We start from the raw sequence: 23,757 nt of genomic DNA, 5'->3' as shown, positions 1-23,757 counted from the left end.
GCGCGCAGCCTATGCGTCTCGGGTCGGCGAAACGCGGGGCGTCTGTGAAGCAACGTGCACGCTCATTCGTGCCCCTCATCTCGTATTAATCAGCTTACCAGCGGCACGTTTCTGCGTCCCTCAAACGCGCCTCCTTGCCCTGCGCATCGATTTCCGGCTTGCGCTCGCTCAGTAAAAGCCCTGGTCGGTCGCATTCCGGGCACGGGTTATCATCCGTCGCATCCATTTTCAGAACGACGTTCTATCAGATAGAACGACAAAGACGCAACGAACGAGACAGCACCATGTTCTTGTCCCGAGCTCAGGAGGAGCCCGCCATGTCCAGTTTGCCGGTCGGCGCGACGCACGAGTCGCTCCGGGAATCCGTCCCGCCCGCGAGCGCGGCGCAGATCAACGCGCGCATCGACCGCCTGCCCGCTGCGCGCGCGATCTGGACACTCGTCCTGCTGATCGCAACGGGCGGCTGGTTCGAGTTCTACGACCTGTTCTTCACGGCTTACGTCGGGCCGGGCCTCGTCAAAAGCGGCCTTTACTCGACCACGACCGCGTCGTTCTTCGGCTTTTCGGGGCTCGGCGCATTCGTGGCGGCGTCGTTCGCCGGGCTGTTCATCGGCACATTCTGTTTCACCGGGCTCGCCGACCGTTATGGCCGCCGCACGATGTTCACCGCGTCGCTGCTCTGGTACTCGGCGGCCACCTGCGTGATGGCGCTGCAGACGTCTGCGCCCGCGATCAACCTGTGGCGGCTGATCGCGGGGATCGGCGTGGGCATCGAGCTCGTCACCATCGACACCTACGTGAGCGAACTCGTGCCCAAGCACATGCGCGGGCGCGCGTTCGCCTTCGTGCATCTCGTGCAGTACACGGCCGTGCCCGCCGTCGCGCTGCTCGCGTGGTGGCTCGTGCCGCGCGCGCCGCTCGGCTTCGACGGTTGGCGTTGGGTCGTGATGTTCGGTGCGGCCGGCGCGCTGATCGCGTGGGCGATCCGCCGCAGCGTGCCCGAGAGCGCCCGCTGGCTCGCACAGCGCGGACGTCACGAGGAAGCGGCGCGCGTGCTCGCGAAACTCGAAGCGAAGATCGAGGCGCAGACCGGCCGCCTGCTGCCCGCGCCCGCCCCGTTGACGGAAAGCGCGAGCGCCGCGCCGCAACGCAAGGCCCGTTTCGCCGAGCTCTGGCAGCCGCCGTATCGCCGCCGCACGATCACGCTGCTCGTCTTCAATCTGTTCCAGGCGATCGGCTTCTACGGTTTCGCGTCGTGGGTGCCGACGCTGCTTGTCTCCAAAGGCGTGACGATCACGCACAGCCTGCTCTACGCGTTCGTGATCGCGGCGTCGAATCCGTTCGGCCCGCTGATTGGCATGGCGATCGCCGACCGCATCGAGCGCAAGACACTCGTCGTGCTCTCCGCACTCGCCATCGCCGTATTCGGCTCGCTGTTCGCCATGCAGACCTCGCCCGTCATGCTGATGGTGCTCGGCGTGCTCATCACGCTCGGCGGCACGCTGCTCTCGGTCGGCTATCACGCCTATCAGGTCGAACTGTTTCCCACCCGCATGCGCGCCACGGCGGTCGGCTTCGTCTATTCGATGTCGCGGCTGTCCGCGATGTTCTCGGGCTTCATGATCGCGTTCGCGCTGCGTCATTTCGGTGTACCAGGCGTGTTCGCGCTGATCACGGGCGCGATGGTCGCGGTGATGGCGGCGATCGGCCTGTTCGGTCCGCGCACCAACAACCGCTCGCTCGACGATATTTCCCATTGAACTGAACCAGAGGCTGGACTCACGATGTTGCCTTTAGCAGGAATCCGCGTTCTCGATCTTTCCAACGTGCTGGCCGGGCCGTTCTGCGCGTATCAACTCGCGCTGTTCGGCGCGGACGTCACCAAGGTCGAGCATCCCGAAGGCGGCGATCTCGCGCGCCGCCTCGGCGCCGACAAGGACGCCGCCGCGCGCAACATGGGCGCGTCGTTCGTCGCCGTGAATGCGGGCAAGCGCTCGATCACGCTCAATCTCAAGGACCCGCGCGGCAAGGCGATCCTGCTCGATCTCGTGCGCGATGCCGACGTGCTGGTCGAGAACTTCCGCCCCGGCGTGATGGATCGGCTGGGTCTCGGATTCGATCAGTTATCCGAAGTGAATCCGCGTCTCGTCTATTGCGCGATTTCGGGTTTCGGCGATTCGGGCGAACTGTCGCCCCGCCCTGCCTACGACCAGATCATCCAGGGCATGGCCGGCGTGATGAGCGTGACCGGCGACGCGCAAAGCGCGCCGCTGCGCGTGGGCTATCCGGTCTCCGATACGGTCGGCGGCCTGACGGCGGCGTTCGGCATTTGCGCGGCGCTCGTCGATGCACGCGCGAACGGACGCGGACGGCGGCTCGACGTGTCGATGCTCGAAGCGACGCTCGCGAGCATGGGCTGGGTCGTCTCGAACTATCTGAACGCGGGCGTGGAGCCTGTGCCGATGGGCAACGAAAACTTCACCGCCGCGCCCTCGGGCACCTTCGCGACCGGCGACGGGCTGCTCAACATCGCGGCCAACGAAACGCGTCAGTTCGAGAGCCTGTGCGCGGTGATCGGCCGCCCCGAACTCGCGCACGATGCGCGTTTTTCCGCGCGCCATCTGCGCAAGCAATATCGCAATGAATTGAAGGCCGAAATCGAAGCCGCGCTCGCCGCCGACAGCGCCGCGAACTGGGAAACGCGGCTGCTCGCGCAAGGCGTGCCGGTCGGCCGCGTGTTGTCGGTGCCGCAGATTCTCGCGCATCCGCATCTGGCCGAGCGGCAATTCGTGCGCGAATTCGAACCTGCGAACGGCGAGGCCGCGCAGCGCGTGACGCGCGCGGGCCTGCGTCTCTCGGACGGCGACGCCGCGCCCGCCACGCCCGCGCCCGCGCTCGGCGCGCACACGCGCGAAACCCTCGCACAACTCGGCTACGACGCCGCGCACATCGACGCCCTCCGCGCCGAAGGAGTCATCTGAACATGAGCACGACGAACCCCGACCTCGCTGCCCTCTGCGCCGACTACTGGAGCACCTCGATCATCGACATCCATCCGGGCTCGATCGCCGTGCGCGGCTTTCCGATCCAGGAGTTGATTGGCCGCGTGAGCTTTCCGCAGATGATCTGGCTGATGCTGCGCGGCGAGCTGCCCAGCGACGACGAAGCGTCGCTGCTCGAAGCCGCGCTCGTCGCCTCGGTCGATCACGGGCCGCATGCGCCGTCGATCGCGATCTCGCGCATGGCGACGAGTTGCGGCCTGCCGCTCAACGGCGCGATGGCGTCCGCGATCAACGCGCTCGACGACGTGCATGGCGGCGCGGGTCAGCAGGCGGTGGAACTGTATGCGTCGATCGCGGCGCGCCTCGATGCGGGCGCGCTGCTCGACGAGGCGGTTGAAGCCGGCGTCGATGCCTTCGTCGCCGCGCACGGCAAATATCTGCCGGGCTTCGGGCATCGTTTTCATCCGGTCGATCCGCGTGCCGGACGTCTGCTCGAACTCGTCGATGCGCGCGTGGAATCGGGCGCGATCAACGGTCGTTTCGCGCTGATCGCGCGCGGCGTGGAAGCGCTGCTCAAGCGCCGCAAGAACAAGCCGGTGCCGATGAATATCGACGGCGTGACCGCCGTGATCTACGCGGAGCTGGGCTTCGCGCCGGAGCTTGCGCGCGGCGTGTTCATTCTCTCTCGCGCGGTGGGGATTCTGGCGCATGCGTGGGAGCAGCGCGGACGCAAGGAGCGCAACAAAGGGCCGATGCCGCGCCAGATCGACTACGCGTACACCGGCGCGCCCGAGCGCCATCTGCCTGATGGTGCGCAGCCGCGCGAAGCCTGAGCCTCGACCTTTAGCCGCTGTGTTTCGCGGTCTGCGCGTGCGCCTGACGGGCCGCGCGCAGCGCGCGCGAATCGCCGCCTAACGCATCGGTGGCGCGCGTGGCGCAATCGAACAACGCGTCGAGATTCGCTTCGACGAACGCGCGGTCGATACGCGAACTCGGGCCCGCGAGCGTGATCACACCGCGCAGCGCGTTCTGCACGCCGAACACCGGCATCGATACGCCCGACGTTTCCCGATCGCGCTCGCCGATCGACATGCAATAGAAGTCGCGGCGAATCTGCTCGAACGCTTCGCCCGGCTCGTGCCCGAACGCGAGCAGCGCGCGGCCGCCCGAACCGGTTTCGAGCGGCAGCACGTCGCCTTCGCGCACGTGATGGCGCACGACGTGCATCGAATCCACGCGATGCAGACACACGCGCACCGCGTTGTCGCGCACATAGAACGACACGCTCTCCCCGCTTTTTTCCATGAGTTCGCGCATCAGCGGCAGCAGGATGTCGCCCAGATTCAGGCTGCGCTGATAGAGCGCGCCGAGCGCGAACGTGGCCGGTCCGAGCTGATAGCGGCCGTCTTCGAGCCGCAGCAGCAGCCGATGCTGGATCAGCGCGCCGGCAAGCCGCAGCAGCGTGCTCTTGTAGAGCCCCGTGCGCGCGGCGAGTTCGGCGAGCGTGAGCGCCGCGTTCTGCGGGCCGTCTTCGGGACGGAAGGCAAACAGGATGGCGCACGCGCGGTCGATGACGGCGACGCCTTCTTCCTTCTTGAGCGGTGGTTCCGCGGACATGTGGGGCGATGAAAGGCAAGCAGGGAAGCCTGGATTTTACGCGAACTCGTGCGTGGTTCGGCCGCATTCCTGCGATCGCCCGCGCGCTTGCCGATCACGCGGGGATGGACCGTCCGCACTGGCTCGCGCGCCGTCCATCCGCAGCATCGAACGCTGATCGCCCTCGCCCGCGCTGGCCACGCAGCCGTGAAGAACCGCTGACGCGCGCCTTACCGCGCGTGCGTCACCGAGGCGCGCATCGTCACGCTCACGTCGAAGCTGCGCTCGATCTCCCACTCCGTGCCATAGCACTGGTTGATCAGCCAGCGCACGGCGTTGCGCGTGAGTTCAGCAGTCGGAATATGCACCGAGGTGAGCGCGGGCGCCATGTAGGCCGCGGAATAGTCATCGTCGTAGCCGATCACGGAAACGTCGCGCGGCACCGAAATACCCGCATGTTGCAGGCGCGCGAGCGCCGACATCGCCATCGTGTCGTTCGCGCAGAACAGACCCGTGAAGCGGCGCTTCGATTCGAGCAACTGTCCCGCCGCCGCGTAACCGCCCTCGGGCGAGAAGTCGGACATGATGAGCGGCACGCGTTCGCGCTCGATGCCGTGGCGCGCAAGTTCGGCGAAGAAACCATCCAGACGCGCCTGATTGTCCGATGAACTGGCCGTGCCGCCGATCGCCGCGATCTCTCGATGCCCGTGTTCGATCAGCGTGCGCGCGGCCAGCTCGCCGCCGTGAAAGTGGTCGGCGCAGAACGAGGCTTCGGGGAAATGCTCGAAGGCGCGGTTGAGGAAGGCCATGCGCGGATGCAGCGCGTGCAGCATGCCCAGATCCTCGTCGTGCAGGTCGTGGCTGATGACCACCACGCCATCGCAATCGCGCCCGATCAGAAAGCGCACCGCCTCGATCGCCTGCTCGCGCGGCGAAGCCTCGCCGCAGCCCGTCGCCACCACCACGTGACGGCGCACCGCGCGCAGCTCGGTGTCGGTCTCCTTGAGGATCGTGCCGTAGTACGAGCCGAAGAAGGTCGGCACGAAAATGCCGATGATGCCGAGCGACTGCGTCGCCATCGCCCGGCCGATCGACGACGGCCGGAAGTTCAGTTGTTCGATGGCGGCCTGCACGCGCGCCGCCGCGTCGGCCGACACCGGGCCCTTGCCGGAAATCGCCCGCGAGGCGGTGGAGAGTCCCACGCCGGCCAGCGTTGCCACGTCTTTCAGGGTTGCCACTTCTCGTACGTCCCTCGGTTTTATTGTCGTTGCGCGAGCTTGGTGCGACGTCGCGCGCTGTGTCAGCACGGCCAGTTTTTTACCACGTTCTTACTGACTTCCGAACGTGCTTTTTTGGTGCATTGGTCGGAGGAATACCCGACCAGGGTCAGCCGCTCAAATCCGCGCCCCGCTCGCTTCGTCGAACAGGGAAACATGCGCCGCGTCGATGCTGAACGGCACCGCCGCGCCGGTCGCGAGCGGCGTCTTGTCCTGATCGATCGAGGCGATCTGCGCGCCATGATAGTCGAGCCACAGCACGCGATGATTGCCCATCGGCTCGACCAGTGTGACGCTGCCCTGGCGCGCGTCCTCGCTGCCCGGCGCACCGATGCGCGAGGCATGCACGTCCTCGGGCCGCACGCCCAGCACGCACGGTTTCGAGAGATCGGGCGCGCCCTTGAACGCGTAGTTCGTCACGTCGACATCGAGCTGCGCGCCGCGGAACCAGAGCTTGCCTTCGTTGGCTTCGAGCTTGCCTTTCAGCAGGTTCATCGGCGGCGTGCCGAGGAAGGTCGCCACGAACAGATTCTCGGGCCGCGCGTAGACTTCGGCGGGCGTGTCGAACTGCTGGATCACGCCGCCCTTCATCACGGCCATGCGCGTGGCGAGCGTCATCGCTTCCACCTGGTCGTGCGTCACGTAGATCATCGTCGCGCCCAGTTGCTGATGCAGCTGCTTGAGCTCGCGGCGCAGTTCGGTGCGCAGCTTGGCGTCGAGATTCGAGAGCGGTTCGTCGAACAGGAACACGTCGGCCTCGCGCACCAGCGCACGGCCGATCGCTACGCGCTGACGCTGGCCGCCCGACAGCTGCGCGGGCTTGCGCGCGAGCAGCGGGCCGAGTTGCAGCATGTCGGCGGCGCGCTTCACGCGGCGCTCGATTTCCGGCTTCGGCGTGCCATTGATTCGAAGTGCGAACGACATGTTGCGCTCGACGTTCATGGTCGGATAAAGCGCGTAGGACTGGAACACCAGCGCCACGCCGCGATCCTTCGGGTCGGCCCAGGTCATGTCTTCGCCGCCGATCTCGATGCTGCCGTCGCTCACGTCGATCAGCCCGGCGATGCTGTGCAGCAAGGTGGATTTGCCGCAGCCCGACGGCCCCAGCAGCACCACGAATTCGCCGGCGCGCACGTCGAGATCGAGGTCCTCGATCACCGTGTTCGCGCCGAGATCGATGCGCAGATTGCGCACCGATACGTTTGCCAGATTCGTCATTGTGTGTCTCCGCTTTTAGCCCGCTTTAACCCTTCACCGCGCCCGACGCGATACCGCGCACGAACCAGCGCCCCGACACGAAATAGATCGCGAGCGGCACCAGCGAGGTCAGGATCGTCGCGGCCATATTGACGTTGTAGAGCCGCTCGCCCGTGGTGGTGTTGATGATGTTGTTCAGTTGCACCGTCATCGGCAGGTTCTTCGTGCCTGCGAACACGAGGCCGAGAATGTAGTCGTTCCAGATGCCCGTGACCTGCATGATGATCGCGACCACGATGATGGGCACCGACATCGGCAACATGAGCTGCATGAAGATGCGCCAGAAGCCGCCGCCGTCGATGCGCGCCGCCTTGAACAACTCCTGCGGCAGCGACACGTAGTAGTTGCGGAACAGCAGCGTCATCACCGGCATGCCGAACACGGTGTGGATCAGCACGATGCCGGGCAGCGAGCTGAACAGATGCACCGTGGCGAGCACGCGCACGAGCGGATACACCATCACCTGCACCGGAATGAACGCGCCCGCGAGCAGCACGGCGAACAGCACGCCCGCGCCGCGTGGCTTCCAGAACGAGAGCGCGTAACCGTTCACGGCGCCGACGGCGATCGAGATGATCGTGCTCGGCACCACGATGCGCACCGAGTTCCAGAAACCCACGCGAATGCCCGCGCATTCGAGCCCCGTGCAGGCCGAGGCCCACGCGTCCTGCCACGGCGCGAACGTGAGGTGATGCGGCAGCGCGAGCAGATGGCCCATGCGGATTTCGTCCATCGGCTTCACCGAGGTCACGAGCATCACGTAGAGCGGCAGCAGAAAAAACAGCGCGGCGATGATCAGAAAGCCATACACGCCGAGCCGCGCGGGCGTGAAGCGGCTGCGCTTCGGCTTGCCTTTCGAGGCACCCGGGGCGCGGCGCGCGATGTGCGGAATGGCGCCCGACGGTTCGGTCAGCGGCGCGCTCATGCTCGTTCTCCTTTACGTGCCGCGCGGCTTTTCGCGTACAGAACCGGCGCGAGAATCGCGAGCACGGTGGCGAGCAGCACGATCGAGGCGGCCGAGGCGAGCCCGATATTCGCGCGGTTGAACAGATAATCCATGACGAATTTGCCGGGCACTTCGCTGGCGGTGCCGGGACCGCCTTGCGTCATCGCCACGACGGCGTCGTAGAGCTTCACCACCATCACGAACAGCAGCACGAAGGCGGTCGACATCGAGGTCTTCAGCATCGGCACGACGATGCTCGCGTAGACGCGCCAGCGCGGAATGCCGTCGAGCCGCGCGGCCTTCCAGATCTCCTCGTCGATGCTGCGCAGGCCCGAGAGCATCAGCGCCATCACGAGCCCCGAGGCCTGCCAGACGGTGGCGATCACGAGCGTGTAGATCACGAATTGCTGCGAGACGATCCAGTCGAAATGCGCGTGCGTGAAGCCCATGTGCCGCAGCACGGCCTGCACGCCGAGTTCCGGGTTCAGGATCCACTGCCAGACGAGACCGGTCGCGACGAACGACATCGCATACGGATAGAGAAAGATCGTGCGCAGCGCGCCTTCGGCGGCCACGCGCTGATCGATGAAGATCGCCAGCAGCAAACCGATCACGAGACACGCCACGACGAAACACACGCCGTAGATCGCGAGGTTTTGCAGCGAGACGATCCAGCGTTCGGTTTCGAACAGCCGCACGTATTGCGTGATGCCCGCGAAGGTGTTCGTCGGCAGCGAGCGCGAATAGCTCACCGACACGCGCGCGGTCCACAGCATCGTGCCGAGATACGCGAACACGACGGTGACCGCCATGGGCAGCAGCGCGATCCATGCGGCGAGCGACAGCCGCCGCCGCATGGGGCGCGCTGCACGCGCCTGCCGTTTAGCCTGATCCAGCTTGAGCGCGTACATAAGCCTCTCAGCTCTTGATCGCCGACGCGAACGCCTTCTGGGCGTCCTCGACCGACTGGTCCTTGTTCCAGAAGTTCGTGATCACGTCCTGGAGCGAGCCCTGCACGTCAGGCGGGATCAGCATTTCGGGATTCGGCAACTGGCGCGCCTTGTCCTTCATGATCGCCATGCCCTGCTTCGCGCACAGATCGAAATTCGACGTATCGACGTCGAGACGGATCGGAATCGAACCCTTCTTCTCGCTGAACGCGACCTGCGCCGTGGGCGAGGTCATCACGCTGGCGAGCAGTTGCTGCGCCTTCACGGACTGCGGGTTGTCGGTCTTCGGGAACACGAAGGCGTCGCCCGCGATCATGTACGGCGAATTCGCGAAGCCCGGGAAGCAGCCGAAGTCCTTGCCCGCGACCTGCTTCGCGTTCGAGAATTCGCCCTTAGCCCAGTCGCCCATGATCTGCATGCCGGCCTTGCCCGAAATCACCAGCGCCGTGGCGTCGTTCCAGTTGCGGCCCGGCGAGCCCGGATCGACGTAGCCATGCAGACGCTTGAAGGTCGCGAGCACGTTCTTGAACGCGGGCGAATTGACGGCGTTCGCGTCGCGGTCGCGATAGACCTTCATGTACAGGTTGCGGTCCATGTCGGCGAAAATCGCGTCGAACGTGATCTTCTCCTGCCACGCCTGGCCGCCCAGCGCGAGCGGAATCACGCCGGCTTTCTTGAGCTTGTCGAGATCGGCGAACAGTTCGTCCAGACTCTTCGGCTCGGCAGCGATGCCCGCTTTCGCGAACGCCGGCTTCGAGTAGAAGAACCAGTCCTGCATGTGGATGTCCACGGGCGCCGCGTAGAAGTGCCCGTTCACCTTGATCTGGTTGAGAATCGAGTCGGGCAGGATGCCGTTCCAGTTCTCCTTGGCCGCGACCGCGTCGACATTGTTCAGGAGTCCCTGGTCAATGAGGTCGTGGAACTGCTTCGAGGTGTTGAACTGCGCCGCCGTGGGCGGATCGCCGCCGACGATGCGGTTGATCGCCGTGGCGCGCGCCTGGTCGGCGCCCGCGATCGCGTTGTCGACCCACTGGCCGCCCGCCTGGTCGTAGGCTTGCGCGAACTGCTTGATGGCGGCCGATTCGCCGCCCGAGGTCCACCAGTGAATCACATTGGCCTTGAGCGGTGCGTCGGCGGCATGCGCCGCGACAGCCCCGGCCAATGCCAGCGCGGCGGCGATGCCGCGCAGGACGGGTGCGTTTTGCTTCATTGCGTCTCCTCCGGTTGTTCCGGTTTTCTCTGCTGGTCGATGAAGTCAAACTTGGCGATGATGCGGGTGGCTGCGCGCACGCGATCCTGCTTTGGTGCAACTTTCCCCTGTCGCGCATTCTCACGGCGCGCAGCCGGTACGGCAATTACGGTAACTACCGTTCTTGTTTTCGATTTCGCGTGGAGGAAATCGATAAATCGATGTTGCGTGGACGCGGTATCAGGCGCCGCGCGCGTTGCGTTCCGCGATGAAGCGCGCGATCAGTTCCGCGCTGCGTTTTTTGGTGCGCTGCTGCGTGTCGTAGTCCACATGCACGACGCCGAAGCGCCGCTCATAGCCGAACGCCCATTCGAAGTTGTCGAGCAGCGACCAGACGAAATAGCCGCGCACGTTCACGCCCGCCTTGATCGCCGCATCCACGGCGGCCAGATGGCGCTTGAGGAAAGCGATGCGTTGCGTGTCGACCACTTCGCCGTCGATCACGTCGTCGTCGGAGGCCATGCCGTTTTCGGTGATGTAGATCGGCGGCAGGTTTTCATACGTGCGATTGAAGCCGATCAGCAGATCGCGCAGGCCGTCGGGATGCACTTCCCAGCCCATCTGCGTGCGCTCGACGTCGGGCAGCGGCACTTCGGTGAAACCGTGCGCGCCATCGCTCTTTACGTTGGTGCGGAAATAGTAGTTGATGCCGAGGAAGTCGAGCGGCGCGGCAATCGTCTCCAGGTCGCCGTCGAGCACGAGCGGCTCGGTGTGCGGCCACAGTTCGAACAGTTCCGCCGGGTATTCGCCCTTGAGCAGCGGGTCGAGAATCCACGCGTTGTGCTGGACTTCGAAGCGGCGCGCGGCCGTGATGTCGGCTTCCGAATCGGAGTTCGGCGTGCCGCGTCCCACGTTCGCGACGATGCCCTTCGCCGACTTCGGATCGTTCGCGCGCAGCACCGGAATCGCCATGCCGTGACCGAGCAGCAGATGGTGCATCGCCTGGGTCGGATAGCGCGGGCTCGCGAGGCCGGGCGCGTGGTGGCCGTTGCCGTAGCCGAGATAGGCCGAGCACCACGGCTCGTTGAGCGTCATCCACGCGTCGACGAGACCGGACAGCTCGCGGCTCATGAGATCGGCGTAATCGGCGAAACGATAGGCCGTGTCGCGATTGAGCCAGCCGCCGCGGTCTTCGAGATGCTGCGGCAGATCCCAGTGATAGAGCGTCGCGTAGGTCTGGATGCCCTTCTCTTTCAGGCGCTCGAGCAGACGCTTGTAGAATGCGATGCCCTTGGCGTTCGGGCGGCCCGACGCATCCATCACGCGCGGCCAGGCGATCGAGAAGCGATAGGCTTCGAAATTGAGGTCTCCGAGCAGATCGAGGTCGCCTTGCCAGCGATGGTAGTGATCGCAGGCCACGGCGCCCGTGTCGCCCGCGAGCACCTTGCCCGGCGTGGCGCTGAAGGTGTCCCAGATCGACGGCAGACGGCCGTCCTCGGTCGCGGCGCCTTCGATCTGATACGACGCGGTGGCCGCGCCCAGCAGAAAGTCGCGGCGCCAGAGCGCGGAATCGGGCGACGGCGTGAAGGCGTCGTCTTCGAGAATGGCCGAGGCGGATTGTGGCGAATCGTGTGTCACGAAAGCTCCTGCGCGAGGGTCGGAACCGGGCAATGCGGGTGCCGGCGAGTGATTGGGTGGAAGCGCTTCCACAGCGCTTGAGGCGCACGATATCAGCCGCTAATTCCCGCGGTAAATCAGGGTTTTTCTGGACGTTTTTAAGTAGTTCCTGTGTAGGTTATGCGCACCGGATTTTGGATTTTCACTACTTGGCGAGTGTCCGGGGGCATTCGGCGGTGCATTCAGCGGTGCATTCGGCGCGGATTATCGGTCCGCGCCGCCCTGCCAGGAAGGATGGAGCGCGATGCGCGGCGTCACGCGTCGGCGTGCACGCCGAGATCGGGATGCACGGCGGCGAGCGCCTCGTGCAAGGTGGTGTAGAGATTCCCGGCGCCGACCACGGGCGTGATGCCGTGGCGGTCCATGTCCGAACGCAGATAGCGGTTGACACGGCCGAAGATCACTTTGACGCCGCTTTCGCGCAGCGCTTCGCATAGTTCGTTGACCGAACGACCTGCCGAGTAGTCGAGATCGGTGATCGCCGAGGCATCGACCACGAACCAGCGCACGGGCTCAGGCGCGCCGTCGACCAGGCGCCTCACTTCATCGACGAAAAGATGGTCGTTGGCATAGAAAAGGTCTGCGCCGAAGCGAAAAACGATCAGGCCGGGCTCGGTTTGCAGGCCCGCGTGAGACGGCACCGGCATCCAGCGGCCCGCCTCGTTCGGCACCAGCACCATCGTGTGCGGACGATAGCTGTGGCGCACATGACGCAGCAGCGAGAGCCCGATGGCGATCAAAATGCCGTTCTCCACGCCGATCACCACCACCGCGACGGCCGTCGTTACCGCGAGCCCGAATTCGCCGGGACTTTCCTTGCGAATATCGATCAGTTGTCCGATATGAACGAGCCCGACGGCGATGGTGAAGACGATCGCGGCCAGTACGCAATGCGGCAGATACTGGAGCCATCGGCTCAAAAACAGCAGCACGACCACCACCACGCCGGCGAACACGATCTGCGCGAACTGGCTGCGCGCGCCGGCCTGATCGGCCATCGCGGTTTGCGTAAGACTGCCGTTCACCACGAATGCGCCGCTCATCGACGCAGCGGCATTGGCGGCGGCGAGGCCGAGCAGATTCGCGTCTTCGTCCACGCGCTCGCCGTATTTTTCGGCGAACGCGCGGCTCGTGGCGGCGCTCTGCGCGACGATGATGACGAAGCACGAGGCCGCGACCTGCAACAGGTCGATCATCTGAAACCAGCCGACGCCCGGAAACGCGATATGGGGCAAGCCCCCTTCCACCGGCCCGATCACGGCGACGCCGTGGCCCTGGAAGTTGAACAGCGCGCTCGCCACGATGCCGCCGATCACCGCGACGAGCGGCACCGGCCAGCGCGGCCGCACGCGCTTGAACACGAGAATCGCCGCGACCACGAGCGCAGCGATCGCTAGCGTGCCCCAATGAATCAGCGGCAATTGCAGCACGATCTGCTTGATCTGCAGGACCGTGCGCCGAGAAGTGACCGGCACGCCGAGCATGTCGCCGAGCATCGCCACGCCCACCTGCACGCCCACGCCCGTGAGAAAACCGACCAGCACGGTACGCGAGAGAAAGTCCGCGAGAAAGCCGAGTTTGAACACGCGCGCGATCAGCAGCATGAACGCCGTAAGCAGCGCCGTCATGCCCGCGAGCGCGACGTATTCGGCGCTCGACGGCGTGGCCATGGTTGAGAGCTTGCTCGCGAAGAGGGTCGCCGTGGCCGAGTCGGCGGCGACGACGAGATGTCGCGACGCGCCGAACAGCGCGAAGGCGATCAGCGGCAGAAAGCCCGTGTAGAGGCCGGTGACGGCCGGCATGCCCGCGATGCGCGCATAGCCGAGCAGTTGCGGCACGTTCATCGACGCGAGCTGCACGCCCGCGATGGCATCGCGTAACGCCGAGGCGCGGTTGAGGGGCCGCCCGCCCTTGAAGAATTCAAACGCCATGACGGCGTCCTGGCTGCTGTGTTGGCTTCGTGTTCGATTCGGGCCTGCGCATGCGTGTCTGGTGCTCCTCGCGTTTCGATGCCGCGCTTCGTAGCGTTGCGATGTGACGTTTTTTGGTGTGCCGCTATGTTAGCGCGGCTGCGCCCTTTTACTCACCGCAACCGGCAGCGCCGACATTCTCTGCGGAAAGACTCGCCATTCATCGGCAAAGGAAATCGGCATGAAAAAAGGCCAGAGTGGAAGCTGGCCTTTTCAAACAACGCGATGCGTGAGCGATGCGCGAGCGCCGCGTTACACCTTCACCGGCGGCGGCACATAACGGCAATCATAGCGCTTCCTCACCGTGCCGTTTTCATCGACGCTTTCGAGGTAGACGTCGAATTGCCAGAGCCGCGCCATGTGGCGCAACACTTCGTCGGTATCGCCCGAAAGATGGCGATTGTCGCTCATGAAATGACGCAGCGTGAGACTGCGGTCGCCGCGCGTATTCACCGACCACACCTGGATATTCGGCTCGCGATGATGCATGTCGTATTGCCGCGAGAGCGCCTGACGCACGTATTGATAGCCGCTCTCGTCGTGAATGGCCGAGACTTCGAGCGCGTCGCGCATGTCGTCGTCGAGCACGGAGAACAGGCGCATTTCGCGTATCAGATGCGGCGACAGATACTGCGCGACGAAGCTCTCGTCCTTGAAGTTGCGCATCGCGTAATGCAGCGCCTTGAGCCACGGGCTGCCCGCCAGTTCCGGGAACCACTTGCGGTCTTCGTCGGTGGGGTTTTCGCAGATGCGGCGAATGTCGCTCATCATCGAAAAACCCAGCGCGTACGGATTGATCCCGCTGTAATACGGCTTGGTGACCGGCGGCTGATACACGACGTTGCTATGCGAGTGCAGGAACTCCATCATGAAGCCGTCTTCGAGCTTGCCCTGCGCATAGAGCGTGTTGAGCAAGGTGTAATGCCAGAACGTGGCCCAACCTTCGTTCATCACTTGCGTCTGGCGCTGCGGGTAAAAATACTGCCCGACCTTGCGCACGATGCGAATGACTTCTCGCTCCCACGGCTCCAGCAGCGGCGCGTTTTTCTCCGCGAAATACAGCAGGTTTTCCTGCGGCTCGGGCGGATAGCGTTCGTCGGTTTCCTCGACGAGCGGCTGCTGCGTTTTCGGCAGCGTGCGCCAGAGTTCGTTGACCTGCGACTGCAGATACGCCTCGCGTTCGCGCCGCATCGCGGCCTCACGCTGGAGCGAAACTTTCTGCGGACGCTTGTAGCGGTCCACGCCGTAATTCATCAGCGCGTGGCACGAGTCGAGCAGTTCTTCCACGCGGTCGAGCCCGAAGCGCTCCTCGCATTCGGCGATGTAGTTCTTCGCGTAGACGAGGTAGTCGATGATCGCGTGCGCGTCCGTCCAGAGACGGAACAGATAATTGCCCTTGAAAAACGAGTTGTGCCCGTAGGCCGCGTGCGCGATCACGAGCGCCTGCATCGTCATGGTGTTCTCTTCCATGAGATACGCGATGCAGGGATTCGAGTTGATGACGATTTCGTACGCGAGGCCCATCTGACCCCGGCGATAGCTTTTCTCCGTGGAGAGAAAATGCTTGCCGAACGACCAGTGGCGGTAATTGACCGGCATGCCGACGGAGGCATACGCATCCATCATCTGCTCGGCGCTGATCAATTCGAGCTGGATCGGGTACGTGTCCAGTTCGTATTGCTCCGCAACATGCGAGATGTGCGTGTCGTATTCCTCGATCAGTTCGAAGGTCCAGTCGGATGGGCACGGCAACGGCCGTCTGTCGGCTACGTTCATATGCAATTCCCTGCTGTCCGGGAGCCGGCGTTCAGGGAGATCCGCTTGAGCAAGCCCGTGCGCGCCTTCGCGCCCGGGATCGGCAACGTGTCCCCCCATTTCCGCGGCGGCCTCGTGATCGCCGTGCTGTCCTGTTCCGTGGCCGCCCGTCTTGCGGCGCTCCGGCTCATAGCCGCGCGCCTCGTTGTGCAGATGGCGTGTCGTCATGAATGCTCCACCTGCTTTTCGAAAAGCTCCCTGAAAACCGGGTAGATATCCGCCGCCGTGTCGACCTTCTTCATCGCCAGTTGCGGCTGGGTGAGCGCCAGTTGCGCATACTCAACCCAGAGGTTCTGCTCCTCCGGCGTCACCTGGATATACGCAAAATAGCGCACCTGAGGCAGGATGTCATCCTGGAGCAGCTTGCGGCACTTCGGCGAGTCGTCGGTCCAGTTGTCGCCGTCCGAAGCCTGCGCGCCGTAGATGTTCCAGTCGCTCGGCGAATAACGGTCCTCGATCACCTTCTTCATGAGCTCCAGCGCGCTCGACACGACCGTGCCGCCGCTTTCCGTCGAATGGAAGAAAGTGTCCTCGTCCACTTCCTCGGCGCGCGTGTGGTGACGGATGAACACCACCTCGATCTTCTCGTAGTTGCGCTTAAGAAAGAGGTACAGCAGGATGAAGAAACGTTTGGAAAGGTCCTTGCGCTGCTCGTCCATCGAGCCGGACACATCCATCAGACAGAACATCACGGCCTGACTCGACGGCTGCGGCTGCTTCACGCGGTTCACGTAACGCAGGTCGAACGGGTCGATGAACGGGATGCGCCAGATGCGCCCACGCAGATGATGGATTTCGTCTTCGAGCGTCTTGATCTCGTCGCGGCGATCGGACGGATCGGCCATCAGCGCTTCGAGCTGCTCTTCGAGCGTATGCAGCTCGTTGACGAGCGGCGCGCCCAGCGCAATGCGCCGGCCGAGCGCGCTGCGCAGCGAGCGCACCACGTCGATGTTGTTGGGCGTGCCCTCGGCGGCCCAGCCCGCGCGGATGCTTTTCCACGTGGGCACGGCCATCAGATGGGTTTTGACGAGACGCGGCAGTTCGAGATCGTCGAAGAAGTACTGCATGAATTCTTCGCGCGAGAGTTCGAATACGAAGTCGTCCTGACCTTCGCCCTCGTTGCTCGCCTGACTGCCGCCACCGCCGCTGCCGCCTTGCGGTCGCGGAATGCGGTCGCCGCGTATGTAATCCTCGTTGCCGGGATGGACCATCTCGCGCCGCCCGCCCGGACCGTGCCGGAACGACGGCTCCGCGATGTCCTTGCGCGGAATGGTGATGCTCTGGTTGCTTTGTATGTCCTTGATGCTGCGGTCACGCACCGCTTCCGAGACGGCGTGACGAATATAGTTTTTCACACGGCGCAAGAAGCGCTCGCGATTGGCAATGCTTTTGTTCTTGCCAGCCAGCCTGCGGTCGATGATTTGATGAAGCACATCCAGTCTCCCGCTCACGTTTCGAATGGGCGAGGTGCGCAGTCTGTGTGCCAGGTGCCGCCTTTACCCGCTTGCGGCTGCGTGGCCTGCGCCCCGCCGGATTTCCATTTTGCGCCGCCGCATGAGCGATGCGGCGGCGCAGCAGGAAGGTGATGCCTGCGTGTTCATGACGACTTGCGCACGCGCAGATACCAGTCGCAGAGCAAGCGCACCTGCTTCGGCGTGTAGCCCTTCGCGACCATGCGGTTGACGAAGTCTTCATGCTTGCGCTGTTCTTCGGCCGATCCTTTTGCATTGAACGAGATGACCGGCAAAAGTTCTTCCGTATTCGAGAACATTTTCTTCTCGATCACCACGCGCAGCTTCTCGTAGCTGATCCACGCCGGGTTTTTACCGGCATTGGCCGCACGCGCGCGCAGCACGAAGTTCACGATCTCGTTGCGGAAGTCCTTCGGGTTGCTGATGCCCGCGGGCTTTTCGATCTTCTCCAGCTCGGCGTTCAAGGCCGCGCGGTCGAAGCTCTCGCCCGTGTCGTGATCGCGGAACTCCTGGTCCTGAATCCAGAAGTCGGCGTACGTGACATAGCGGTCGAAGATGTTCTGCCCGTATTCCGAATACGACTCCAGATACGCGGTCTGAATCTCCTTGCCGATGAATTCCGCGTAACGCGAGGCCAGCACGTCCTTCACGAAGGACAGATACTTCTGCTCGGTTTCCGGCGGGAACTGTTCGCGTTCGATCTGCTGTTCGAGCACGTACATCAGATGCACCGGATTCGCAGCCACTTCGGTCGAGTCGAAGTTGAACACGCGCGACAGAATCTTGAACGCGAAGCGCGTGGAGACGCCGTTCATGCCTTCGTCCACGCCCGCGAAGTCGCGGTATTCCTGATACGACTTCGCTTTCGGATCGGTGTCCTTGAGATTCTCGCCGTCGTACACCTGCATCTTCGAAAAGAGGCTGGAGTTTTCCGGCTCGGCCAGACGCGTGAGCACCGACATCTGCGCCATCATCTTGAGCGTGCCCGGCGCGCAGACCGCCTCGGCGAGCGACGAATTGCGCAGGAGCTTCTCGTAGATCTTCATCTCTTCCGAGTAGCGCAGGCAGTACGGCACCTTCACCACGAAGATACGATCGAGCAGTGCCTCGTTGTTGCGATTGTTGCGGAACGCCTTCCATTCCGACTCGTTCGAGTGCGCGAGGATGATGCCGTTGAACGGAATCGCGCCGAAGCCTTCGGTGCCCTTGAAGTTGCCTTCCTGGGTGGCCGTGAGCAGCGGGTGCAACACCTTGATCGGCGCCTTGAACATTTCGACGAATTCGAGCAGACCCTGATTCGCGAGGCACAGGCCGCCCGAATAGCTGTAGGCGTCTGCGTCGTCCTGCGCGTATTGCTCGAGCTTGCGGATGTCGACCTTGCCGACCAGCGAGGAGATGTCCTGATTGTTCTCGTCGCCCGGCTCGGTCTTGGCGATGCCGATCTGCCGCAGGATGGAAGGATAGCGGCGCACCACGCGGAACTTGCGGATGTCGCCGTTGTACTCGTGCAGGCGCTTGACCGCCCACGGGCTCAGGATGCTCTTGAGATAACGGCGCGGAATGCCGTATTGCTCTTCGAGAATGGGGCCGTCTTCGTCGTAGTCGAACAGACCGAGCGGCGACTCGTTCACGGGCGAACCCTTGATCGAGTAGAACGGCACGCGCTCCATGAGCTGCTTGAGACGCTCGGCAATGGAGGACTTACCGCCGCCCACCGGACCGAGCAGATACAGGATCTGCTTCTTTTCTTCGAGTCCTTGCGCCGCATGGCGGAAATACGCGACGACCTGCTCGATCACGTCTTCCATGCCATAGAACTCGCGGAAAGCCGGATAAACCTTGATGACCTTGTTCGCAAAGATGCGCGAGAGGCGCGGGTCGTTGCGAGTGTCGATCTGTTCAGGTTCGCCGATTGCCGTCAGCATGCGTTCGCCAGCCGTGGCGTACGCACTGGGATCTTCCTTGCAGAGCGCGAGATACTCCTCGAGCGAGAACTCTTCCTCTCGCGTTTTTTCGAAGCGGGTCGCGAAGCTGCTGTAGATATCCATGCTACCTCCTCGCCGAGATCTGCGACCGATGTCGTGCGCGGCGCGCTAATCGGAAACGACATCGCTCGAATTCATCCTAAACCCTTTTGAATTTTTTTTCACACATAAATCGCGCCTGATTCAAGGGCTCGTTTTAGTGCTTGGAGCTACGCGGAACTGCGTCTTACAATGATCTTCCCACCCCGCGCAAGAATCACGCCTCAAGCGCTTTTCACCTTCATGTCATCGCGCCGAAGTTCGACGCTCAAACAGCATTACGGCAGCCAGGCCGTTTCTCCTTAAACGCATCGGCGCGTAACGCGTGCACACGCAGCGGCAAACGCGTTGTAACGCGATATGGCGAGCGCGTTGTCCGCATGCGTGTCCACGTTGTTTTCCGAGTACGTCGTGGATAATTTTTTCCCGTTTTACGCGTCGAAAACGACCGCGTCAGTGACCTGCCGCGCATTGCCGCCCGCGCCTGTGTGCGGCGGAAAACGCAGTGGATCGCACGCAAACTGCCCCTATCGGCAGTAGTGGCTTTGCGCGCCGCTTTCATGCGCGATCGCGGTGCAGGACGCCCGCTCGCGCGGCAATAAAAAAGCCGTCACGCACGACGCGCGACGGCCTTTCATGACAGCGTATTCGAGGACTTCGGGAAAGCCCTTGCCCGATGATCAGACGAACTCGATCTCGACCTCGCCGAGACCGTCGATATGTCCATGCAGCAGGCCCGGACCTTCGATGCGGTGCGCCCCTACGTAGGAACCCGTGGTGATGGTCCACTCGGGCTCGATCGTGATGCCCGACGCCGCGCAATGATTGACGAACCAGACCAGCAGTTCGCGCGGATCGCCCGCCGGATTGCCGGGCGCCTCGGGCACGAGCGAGGTGCCGTCGAAGGTCAGTTCGAGTTCGGGGGCGACGAAATCGAGCGCGCGCGCGAGCGTCGCATACGGTTGCGCGTGGCCCGTCACGAGCGCGCCGTTGTTCTGGAAGTCGGCGAGCTGCGCGAGCGGCGCGACGTTCGGCCATTCGGCGAAGCGGCTGTCGACGATCTCGATGGTCGGCAGAATGTGCCCGACGTGCGCGAGCACTTCGTCGCGCGAGTAGACGTCGGCGCGCGGCGCGAGCGGCTCGGCGAAACGGAACGCGATCTCCAGTTCGACGAGCACGCGAAAGAAGCCTCGGCGCTCGACGCGTGCGGGCGACGGCAGCACGAGCGAGCCCGGAATCGGCGCGCCGGACGCCGCGCCGCCGGGCGAGCGTGCGCCGATCTTCCAGCCGCCCGTTCCCGTGCCGAGACCGGCGATCACCGCCTGCTGGATGGCGTAGGCCGTGGCGGCGTCGGGCGGCAGGCGCTCGGGCTCCAGCGTCTCGATGAGCTGATGGCGGTGGCGCGCGTTCACGAGGCCTTGCGCGAGATCGTCATGCGTCATGTCTGGGTCCTTTTTTGTACGTTCGCGTACCGGCGCGCGCGGCGCGCATGGCCGTAGCGTTCCGTCGTGTGCGTGGTTGTGATGCGAAGCGGCGCGCACGCCCTGCGTTGCGCCGCTCGATGATGTTGCGCAGCACTGCGGTGCGCCCTCCCTGGCGCCCTTGCCTGACCGCAGTCCTACCCCGTTGCTGCCAGCCGTTCCAGCCGGGCACGCCCGCTGGCGCGCGCGTCGCGCGGCACCGTTCCGATCACGCCGCTCATTGCGTTCCGTCGTGTGCCTCGCGTTGTGTCCCGCTCTGTACCCAGCTTCATGCCCCGTTAATCGGGCACCGCCGCGCAGTGTACCGCGCGACCCCGTCCGCATGCGTGACACGGCTCACAATGTACCGTAACCGCAGCCGCGCGGCGTGCGTGGTGCCGCACTGGCAAAAAAAACGCCGCTGCGAGGCAGCGGCGCGTTGGGGCGGATCGGACCAGGGTCAGGCGGCGGCATGCGCCGCCCGCACGAGCGCGCGATGCGTTCTCGATTCGCCGCGCCCGAAACCGGTCAGAAGGTTTCCCAGTCGTCGTTCGAGCCGGCTGCGACGGGCGCAGCGGCCGCAGGCGCGGCAGCCGGACGCGCTGCCGGTGCCGCCGCCGCGGCGCGCGGTGCGGCCTTCGGAGCGGCGGCAGCGGGCTTGGCCGCCGCACGCGCGACCGGCTTCGACACTACCTTCGTGCTCGACGCGCCGAACGCGCCCATCGACGGCGCGGACACGCCGCTGTCGTCGAGATGGAACACGGCCACGGCCGCGCGCAGACGGCTCGCCTGGTCTTCGAGCGATTGCGCCGCCGCCGCCGCTTCCTCGACGAGCGCCGCGTTCTGCTGCGTCACCTCGTCCATCTGCGTGACCGCGCGCGCGACCTGGTCGATGCCGCTCGACTGCTCCTGCGACGCCGCCGCGATCTCGCCCATGATGTCCGTCACGCGCTGCACCGCGCCGATGATCTCGGTCATCGTGCGGCCCGCTTCGTCGACGAGCGCCGAGCCCGCCTGCACACGCTCGACCGAGTTGTCGATCAGCGCCTTGATTTCCTTGGCCGCCGCCGACGAACGCTGCGCCAGGCTGCGCACCTCGCCCGCGACCACCGCGAAGCCGCGGCCTTCCTCGCCCGCGCGGGCCGCCTCGACGGCCGCGTTGAGCGCCAGGATGTTGGTCTGGAACGCGATGCCTTCGATGATCGTGATGATGTCCGAGATCTTCGCCGAACTCTGGTTGATGTCGCCCATCGTGCCGACGACCTGGCTCACGACCGAGCTGCCCTTGTTGGCGATTTCCGAGGCGTTCGCGGCCAGCGCGCTCGCCTGGCGGGCGTTGTCGGCGTTCTGCTTCACCGTGCCGGTCAGTTGCTCCATGCTCGACGCGGTTTCCTGCAGCGCCGACGCCTGTTCTTCCGTGCGCGACGACAGGTCGATATTGCCCGCCGCGATCTGGCGCGTGGCCGTCGCGATCGATTCCGTGCCGGCGCGCACCGAGCGCACCGTATCCGTCAGGCTGCGCTGCATCTGCGCGACGCCGCCGAGCAGTTCGCCCATTTCGTCACGCGAGCGCACCACGACCGGACGGCGCAGATCGCCCGCCGCGATCGCCGAGAACGCGCCCAGCGCCTCGCCGAGCGGTTCGGCGATCGCGCGGCGCAGCGAGAGAAACGAGAACACCGAGGCGCCGATGCCGACCAGCAGCGCGACGATGGCCGCGATGCGCAGTTCGCTGAACGCCGTCTGGGCGTCGTCGAAGCCTTGCTGGGCTTGCTGGGTCTGGATCTTGTCGAGCGCCGCGTCGGCCTTCGAGAGCTGGTCGTAGGCCGCTTGCAGCGCCTTGGCGCCGTCGAGCACCTTGGCCTGATCGCCCGCAGCCACGGTCGCCGCGAAGCTGTCGGCCATCTGGTGCAGCGCGTCGCGGCGCGCGGCCGCGTCTTGCGCGAGGCGGTCCTCTTCCTGGCCGCGCGGCAGATTCAGGTACTTCTTCCAGAAGTCGTCCGAGATGGCGCGCATGGCGCGCGCGCGTTCGATCGTGGCGGCAGCGTCGGGCGTGCCGATCTGGAACGCCGCGCGATCGAGCGCGAGACGCTCGCGCGCCGCGTAGATCTCGGCCATGTTGACCGCGTGGCTGCTCGGCATCTGATTGCTAAAGGTGTTGCTGTACGCGTCGTTCGAACGCGAGAGGCCGAGCATCCCCACCGCGCTGATAGCGACGATGAGCGCCGCGAGAAAACCCATCGTGATGCCGATGCGTGCCTTGATGCTGATGCCCTTGTTCATGGCTCTCCTTGCTTGCTGCCGTGAGACGGTGGATCCGCCCCGAAATTTGAATAACTGCACTAATTTCGTTTACGGCAAACGTTTGGAGAGCTTGAAATAGTTATATGGTATGAAGATTAGGAAAAACCCGCGGGCCACGAATTTACAAAATCGGGACCACAAGACGCCCGGCAAAAAGGGCGCGCCGTTCAACGTGCGAGACCGATTTCCGCAAGCGTGGGAATCGACGGCTGCGCCCCCGCGCGCGTGACCGAAATCGAGGCCGCGCGCAGGGCGAATTCGATCGCCGAGGCGGCATCGGCGCCGGACGCGAGCCGGGCGGCCAGCGCACCGATGAAGGTGTCGCCCGCAGCGGTCGTATCGACAGCCGCGACGCGCGGCGCCGGCCGATGTTCGGGCGCGGCGTCGCCGAGCAGCGCGCAGACGCCCTGCGCGCCGAGCGTCACGAGCACGTTGCGCGCGCCCGCGTCGCGCAGCGCCTGAGCGGCGCGCGCGGCGTCGGCGGGTGTCTCGATCGGCAGGCCCGTGAGCGCGGCCGCTTCGAGTTCGTTGGGCACGAGGTAATCGACGAGCGGCAGCCAGTCGGCGGGCAGCGGTCCGGTCGCGGGCGCGGGATTGAGGATGGTGAGCTTGCCGAGACGGCGCGCGCTCGCGAGCGCGGCCTGCACCGCGTCGGTGGGCGTTTCGAGCTGGCAGACCACCACGTCGGCGGCCGCGAGCGCGGCTTCGTGGCGGGCGAGCGTGGCGGGCGTGACTTGCCCGTTGCTGCCCGCGACGATGACGATGGCGTTCTGGCTCGCCGCATCGACGACGATCAGCGCCACGCCGGTCGGCGCGTC

Annotated in this window: 17 protein-coding genes; 3 read left to right on the top strand and 14 right to left on the bottom strand. The window is 64.7% G+C overall.

What is annotated here, in order from left to right; all coding sequences use genetic code 11:
- Positions 1–317 precede the first annotated feature (317 nt).
- From LDO54_RS06160 to LDO54_RS06150, 3 genes are read left to right on the top strand one after another with little or no spacing between them, the layout of a single operon-like run.
- On the top strand, positions 318–1,760 hold the full coding sequence (locus LDO54_RS06160; RefSeq protein ID WP_224008038.1) for an MFS transporter: 1,443 nt from the start codon (positions 318–320) through the stop codon (positions 1,758–1,760).
- Between the two features lie 24 nt (positions 1,761–1,784).
- Positions 1,785–2,981: a CaiB/BaiF CoA transferase family protein gene (locus tag LDO54_RS06155; RefSeq protein WP_224008035.1), complete on the top strand. Its 1,197-nt coding sequence runs from the start codon at positions 1,785–1,787 to the stop codon at positions 2,979–2,981.
- Between the two features lie 2 nt (positions 2,982–2,983).
- The gene (locus tag LDO54_RS06150) at positions 2,984–3,835 is read left to right on the top strand and encodes a citryl-CoA lyase (protein ID WP_224008033.1); all 852 of its coding nucleotides are present in this window, start codon (positions 2,984–2,986) and stop codon (positions 3,833–3,835) included.
- A gap of 10 nt (positions 3,836–3,845) precedes the next feature.
- On the opposite strand, the gene LDO54_RS06145 is transcribed toward LDO54_RS06150, so the two are convergent.
- From LDO54_RS06145 to LDO54_RS38805, 14 genes are all read right to left on the bottom strand, one after another.
- Positions 3,846–4,619: an IclR family transcriptional regulator gene (locus LDO54_RS06145; protein ID WP_224008029.1), complete on the bottom strand. Its 774-nt coding sequence runs from the start codon at positions 4,617–4,619 to the stop codon at positions 3,846–3,848.
- A 209-nt stretch (positions 4,620–4,828) separates the two neighbouring features.
- Positions 4,829–5,836: a LacI family DNA-binding transcriptional regulator gene (locus tag LDO54_RS06140; protein ID WP_224008026.1), complete on the bottom strand. Its 1,008-nt coding sequence runs from the start codon at positions 5,834–5,836 to the stop codon at positions 4,829–4,831.
- A 156-nt stretch (positions 5,837–5,992) separates the two neighbouring features.
- Positions 5,993–7,093, bottom strand: coding sequence for an ABC transporter ATP-binding protein (locus LDO54_RS06135; RefSeq protein WP_224008024.1), 1,101 nt, complete (start codon positions 7,091–7,093; stop codon positions 5,993–5,995).
- Positions 7,094–7,118: 25 nt separating this feature from the next.
- Positions 7,119–8,057, bottom strand: coding sequence for a carbohydrate ABC transporter permease (locus LDO54_RS06130; RefSeq protein WP_224008021.1), 939 nt, complete (start codon positions 8,055–8,057; stop codon positions 7,119–7,121).
- A complete protein-coding gene (locus LDO54_RS06125; RefSeq protein ID WP_224008019.1) occupies positions 8,054–8,989 on the bottom strand; it encodes a carbohydrate ABC transporter permease in 936 nt (311 codons plus the stop codon). The genes LDO54_RS06130 and LDO54_RS06125 overlap by 4 nt, the downstream gene beginning before the upstream one ends.
- 7 nt (positions 8,990–8,996) lie before the next feature.
- Complete coding sequence (locus LDO54_RS06120) at positions 8,997–10,238, bottom strand: ABC transporter substrate-binding protein (protein ID WP_224008016.1); 1,242 nt, start codon at positions 10,236–10,238, stop codon at positions 8,997–8,999.
- 219 nt (positions 10,239–10,457) lie between these two features.
- Positions 10,458–11,855, bottom strand: coding sequence for a GH1 family beta-glucosidase (locus LDO54_RS06115; protein ID WP_224008014.1), 1,398 nt, complete (start codon positions 11,853–11,855; stop codon positions 10,458–10,460).
- A gap of 293 nt (positions 11,856–12,148) precedes the next feature.
- Positions 12,149–13,825, bottom strand: coding sequence for a SulP family inorganic anion transporter (locus LDO54_RS06110; protein ID WP_224008012.1), 1,677 nt, complete (start codon positions 13,823–13,825; stop codon positions 12,149–12,151).
- Between the two features lie 291 nt (positions 13,826–14,116).
- A complete protein-coding gene (locus LDO54_RS06105) occupies positions 14,117–15,847 on the bottom strand; it encodes a SpoVR family protein (RefSeq protein WP_224008010.1) in 1,731 nt (576 codons plus the stop codon).
- On the bottom strand, positions 15,844–17,112 hold the full coding sequence (locus tag LDO54_RS06100) for a YeaH/YhbH family protein (RefSeq protein WP_224008008.1): 1,269 nt from the start codon (positions 17,110–17,112) through the stop codon (positions 15,844–15,846). Before LDO54_RS06100 ends, LDO54_RS06105 begins: the two co-directional genes overlap by 4 nt.
- A 164-nt stretch (positions 17,113–17,276) precedes the next feature.
- On the bottom strand, positions 17,277–19,199 hold the full coding sequence (locus LDO54_RS06095; protein ID WP_224008005.1) for a PrkA family serine protein kinase: 1,923 nt from the start codon (positions 19,197–19,199) through the stop codon (positions 17,277–17,279).
- Between the two features lie 656 nt (positions 19,200–19,855).
- Positions 19,856–20,617 (bottom strand): 2-keto-4-pentenoate hydratase, encoded by a 762-nt coding sequence (locus LDO54_RS06090; protein WP_224008003.1) that lies wholly within the window; start codon positions 20,615–20,617, stop codon positions 19,856–19,858.
- Positions 20,618–21,163: 546 nt separating this feature from the next.
- Positions 21,164–22,918 (bottom strand): methyl-accepting chemotaxis protein, encoded by a 1,755-nt coding sequence (locus LDO54_RS06085; RefSeq protein WP_224008000.1) that lies wholly within the window; start codon positions 22,916–22,918, stop codon positions 21,164–21,166.
- Positions 22,919–23,106: 188 nt separating this feature from the next.
- Positions 23,107–23,757: PfkB family carbohydrate kinase (locus LDO54_RS38805; protein WP_253074381.1), on the bottom strand; the 651-nt coding region annotated here is incomplete at its 5' end.

It is taken from the genome of Paraburkholderia tropica (assembly GCF_914484835.1).
GTDB lineage: Bacteria > Pseudomonadota > Gammaproteobacteria > Burkholderiales > Burkholderiaceae > Paraburkholderia > Paraburkholderia tropica_A.
The sequence above is the reverse complement of the archived record's forward strand: the minus strand, read 5'-3'. Positions and strand labels throughout refer to the sequence as shown.